Source organism: Spiroplasma sp. Moj, assembly GCF_016082285.1.
Lineage (GTDB): Bacteria > Bacillota_I > Bacilli_A > Mycoplasmatales > Mycoplasmataceae > Spiroplasma > Spiroplasma phoeniceum.
Map to the genome: position 1 here is coordinate 1 of NZ_MQTY02000079.1, position 4,816 is coordinate 4,816.

The window sequence follows — 4,816 nt, forward strand, 5'->3', positions numbered from 1 at the left end:
TTTTAGATTCCTATAATTTCTATTTTAAATATATTTTATAGGAATTTTAAAATAACTAGGTTATGCAAAAAGTCTATTATAGCAAATATAAGTTGTTTATATAGGGGAAAGATATCTTAAAAAAGAACTGAAATATGATGTAACACTTTATTTTTATTCTACCTTTCCTAATTTATCTTCTTAATTTTGTTGCATTTTTATTAATAAGGTATTATAATAATAAAGTAATTAAAACAGGTCAAGAAAGAGCACAAACGTGCTCTTTCTTTAATGCCATAAATTTAGTTATGTTTGATTAAGAAAGGATGGTGTTGAATAGAACATTTTATACAACAAGAAACAAAATTGAAGGCAGCTTTGGAAAATTATTTAGCAAAGCAAAATTTAACTTTGTTTGCAATTAATTATTTACAAGAGTTTGACACAAATTTTGTACAAGTGTTAATTGAAGATAAAACAACTGTGCTTAATTTAGATCACCTAACAGTTATTAGTGAAGAAATTAATGAATTGGTTGATAGTCTTGATTTATTTTCAGAAGAATACTTGTTAGAGGTTTCAACACCAGGTGCTGAGCGACCATTACGAAATTGAAATGAACTACAACAACATGTTAAAGAGTATGTTTATTTAGAATTTAACAAAAAAGTTAATAATTTAGTTGAAGTTACTGGTGAATTATCAATGGTTGATCAGCAACAAAATCTTACTATTACTTATTTTGTTAAAGGTGCTCGCAAAACCTTGCAAACAAATTATCAAAATATTAAATTTGCGCGTTGTGCGGTTAAATTTTAAGAAAGGAATGTTATATAGCATGATTGATGGTGCAAAATTATTGTCAACAATTGATGAAATTGTTAGTGAAAAACAAATTAGTCGTGATTTAATTTTAGATTCAATTAAAGAAGGAATTAGGAAGGCTTATGAAAAACATTTTGATCCAGAAGCAACAATTATTGTTGAGATTGATCAAAAAACAGGACAAATTAAAGTTGAAAAAGAATTAACTGTTGTTAAAAAAGTAGAAGATGATTTATTAGAAATTGGTTTAAATGAAGCCAAAGAAAAATATGGTGAGCAAATTACAATTGATGATAAAGTTTATGAACCAGTTAATTCAGAAGAATTTTCACGATTAGCAATTTTCCAAGTTGGCCAAATTATTAAACAACAAATTAAAGAAGCAGAAAAGGATTCAATTTTTGATGAATATATTATCCAAAAAGAGCACTTAATGACAGGTGTTGTTATTGCTGCTGAAGAAAAATACTTATTAGTTGAAGTCGAACGAACATTTGCTTATATTCCTCGAAAAAATTTGATCTTTTCTGACCATTTTGAAGTTGGCCAACCAATTACTTTTTTAGCAGAAGATGTTGTTAAATCAAAAAATGCAGGACAAATTACTGGTTCACGAACAAGCAATGATTTTTTATATCGTTTATTAGAACGTGAAATTCCAGAAATTTTTGAGCAAGTAATTGAAGTAAAAGCAATTGCTCGTGATCCTGGGCGTCGTAGTAAGATTGCTGTTTATAGTACAAATGAAAATATTGATCCAATTGGTGCCTGTGTTGGTAGCAAGGGCAGTCGAATTAATAAAGTAACAGCTGAATTACAAGATGAAAAAATTGATATTTGTATTTATAATGATAATAGTCAACAATTTATTATTAACTCATTATCACCCGTAAAAGTAATTTCAATTACAACTAATGATGAAGGAAAAGAAGCTGACATTGTTGTTCCTGATGAGCAATTATCATTAGCAATTGGAAAAGGTGGAAGTGCCGCAAAATTAGTTGCAAAGTTAACAAAATGAAAACTAAACATTATGAGTTATAGTGAAGCGTTAACGAAACAAGTTGAAATTTTATGAAATGGAAATTTAACAACTGATGAACTTAGTGCATTACAAGTTAAATTAAAAGATAAAATTAAATCAAAAGCCACTGTTGAAACAAATACTGTTGATATAACAGCCGGTTTACCAGTTGAAAAATTTGAAATTATTGAAGAACAAATGGCTGAAGAAACAATGATTTTAGATGAAGAAAATTATCATGTTGATGATTTAACAGAATCAACTCCTAAAGTATTAGAAAATGAAATTCAAGAAATTGAAGATAATCTTTCTTATTTTGAGAGTGAACAATTTGAAAATCAAGATGATGATGACGATGAAATTAATTATGACGACTATGATGATTATTATGATCAAGATAAATAATTAACTAGGAGAGATATCGATGACAAATCATAAAAAAATTCCCTTACGAAAATGTGTTGTTTCACAACAAATGTTACCAAAAAAAGAATTGGTACGAATTGTTAAGACACCAAACGGGGAAATTATTATTGATCCAACCGGAAAGGCCAATGGGCGCGGTGCTTATTTACGACCAACATTAGATATTTATGAAAAAGCAAAAAAGACTCACGCGTTAGAACGTGCTTTAAAAACAAAGTTAACCGATCAATTTTACGAAATGTTATATTGTGAAATTAGTGAAGGTTGAGATTAACGATGATAGATCAAAAAGGATATAGTTATCTTAGTCTAGCCAAACGAGGGGGTAAACTAATCACAGGGGCTTGTTTGTTAACTTCCATTCAACAAAAAACTGTTTATTTAGTATTAACAAGCAGTGATGTTGGTGCTACGCAAGCAAAAAAATATCAACAAAAATGTTTTTATTATAAGATCCCTTATTTTAGTTGCCTTGATTTCAATTTAACCCAACAAGCTTTAGGAACAAATAATGTTAAAATGATTGGTATTAGTGACCAACATCTTGCCCAACGGTTGCTGACATTATTAAATAATTCTTAAAATTCAAAAAGGAGGAGGGACAGATGAGTAGTCAAAATAACAAACAAAATAAAAAAACATTAGCTAAAAAACAACGAAATCGGATTCAATCACAATTAAAAACGGTTGAAGCACATGTTACCGAAGGAGTTTTTGTTTATGATGAGGCATTAACTATTGCTGAGTTTGCCCAAAAAATTAATAAACCCGTTAGTGAAATTATTAAATACTTTTTTAGTAAGGGGATAATGTTAAATCAAAATATTTTTTTAACTGAAGAGCAATTGGGAGAGTTATGTTTAGAATTCGGGTTAGATTTTAAACGTGAAAAATCAGTAACACATGAAAACTTAATTGAAAGTTTTGAAGTTAATGATGACCCTGCTTCGTTAGAAAAACGACCACCAATTGTCACAATTATGGGCCATGTTGATCATGGGAAAACAACCCTATTAGATAACATTCGTAATACTAATGTGGTAAGTACAGAACATGGGGGAATTACACAACATATTGGGGCTTATCAAATTAAAACGAAACATGGTGAAAAGATTACCTTTGTTGATACTCCTGGACATGAAGCTTTTACACAAATGCGCGCACGAGGGAGTGCAGTAACAGATATTGTTGTCTTAGTTGTTGCCGCTGATGATGGTGTAATGTTGCAAACTAAAGAAGCCATTGATCATGCCAAAGCAGCTGGTGTACCAATTATTGTTTTTGTTAATAAAATGGATAAAGTTGGAGTAAATTTAGATAATATTTTAATGCAATTATCACAAGAAGAATTAACTCCAGAAGAGTGAGGAGGAACAACTCCTTATGTTAAAGGAAGTGCTAAACAAAAACAAGGAATTGATGAATTATTAGATACAATTTTATTAATGGCTGATTTAATGGAATTGGAATTAAAAGCAAATCCAAATTGTTTTGCGTTAGGAACAGTGCTTGAATCACACTTAAACCGTGGCTTAGGACCAGTTGCAACACTATTGGTGCAATCAGGAACATTGAATATTAAAGATGCCTTAGTTGTTGGTTATACTTTTGGTTATGTTCGTGATTTATCTGATGAGAGTGGTAAAAAAATTAAATCAGCAGGACCATCAACTCCAGTTATTATTCATGGTTTAAATGAAGTACCAAATGCTGGTGACCGTTTTATGGTTTTTCGAGATGAAAAATTAGCACGTGAAATTGCTTTAAAACGAAAAACAATTGATACAATGAATAAACGTTATAAAAATCAAAATTTCTCGTTAGAAAGTTTATCAGCCCAAATTAAAGATGGACAATTAAAACAAATTAATATTATTTTAAAAGCTGATACTCAAGGAACAGTTGAAGCGGTAAAAGCAAGTCTATTAAAAATTAATATTCCAGGTGTAAGAATTAATGTTTTACGAGCAACTGTTGGGGCAATTTCTGAAAGTGATGTAACATTAGGTTTAGCTAGTCAAGCATTTATTGTTGGTTTTAATGTTCGTCCAACAGCTCATGTTCGGAAAAAAGCCGAAGATGAAGGTGTTGCAATTCGTTTGCATACAATTATTTATAAATTAACTGAAGAAATAGTTGCCGCAGCGGAAGGAATGTTAGATCCAGAAATGGTTGAAGAAGTGTTAGGACAAGCGGAAGTACGTCAAATTTTCCGTCATTCTGATATTGGAACTATTGCTGGTTGTTATGTTACTGATGGTATTATTCCACGAAAATCACGAGTTCGAGTTTTACGTGATGGAGTTATCGTCTATAGTGGTGAATTGGCATCATTAAAACATGTTAAAGATGATATTAAAGAAGCCAAAACAGGGGCTGAATGTGGGTTAACAATTAAAAACTATAATGATTTAAAAGAGCAAGATGTTATTGAAGCTTATACTGAGAAAGCCGTTACAAAGTAATGNTTTTTTTTTTTTTTTTTTTTNNGNGAGGTACCATATACATTTTAGACCAGTTAGTCTTTTAAAAATTTTAACACAGCTTCAGTTGGTGTTAAAA

At 30.2% G+C, this 4,816-nt stretch carries 5 protein-coding genes; all 5 read left to right on the top strand.

The features are described 5' to 3' along the window. The first annotated feature begins 345 nt into the window (after window positions 1–345). The 5 genes from BST80_RS04070 to infB are packed head-to-tail and all read left to right on the top strand — an operon-like array spanning window position 346 to window position 4,719. On the top strand, window positions 346–798 hold the full coding sequence (locus tag BST80_RS04070) for a ribosome maturation factor RimP (RefSeq protein WP_415746082.1): 453 nt from the start codon (window positions 346–348) through the stop codon (window positions 796–798). 19 nt (window positions 799–817) lie between these two features. After that, window positions 818–2,233 carry a transcription termination factor NusA gene (gene nusA, locus BST80_RS04075; RefSeq protein ID WP_415746083.1) on the top strand — a complete coding sequence of 472 codons (1,416 nt, stop codon included), beginning with the start codon at window positions 818–820 and terminating at the stop codon, window positions 2,231–2,233. A 19-nt stretch (window positions 2,234–2,252) separates the two neighbouring features. Continuing rightward, complete coding sequence (rnpM, locus tag BST80_RS04080) at window positions 2,253–2,528, top strand: RNase P modulator RnpM (RefSeq protein ID WP_415746084.1); 276 nt, start codon at window positions 2,253–2,255, stop codon at window positions 2,526–2,528. Between the two features lie 2 nt (window positions 2,529–2,530). Then, on the top strand, window positions 2,531–2,836 hold the full coding sequence (locus tag BST80_RS04085) for a L7Ae/L30e/S12e/Gadd45 family ribosomal protein (protein ID WP_415746085.1): 306 nt from the start codon (window positions 2,531–2,533) through the stop codon (window positions 2,834–2,836). Between the two features lie 23 nt (window positions 2,837–2,859). Next, entirely contained in the window at window positions 2,860–4,719 is a 1,860-nt protein-coding gene (gene infB / locus BST80_RS04090; protein WP_415746086.1) for a translation initiation factor IF-2, read from the top strand. Window positions 4,720–4,816: the final 97 nt, after the last annotated feature.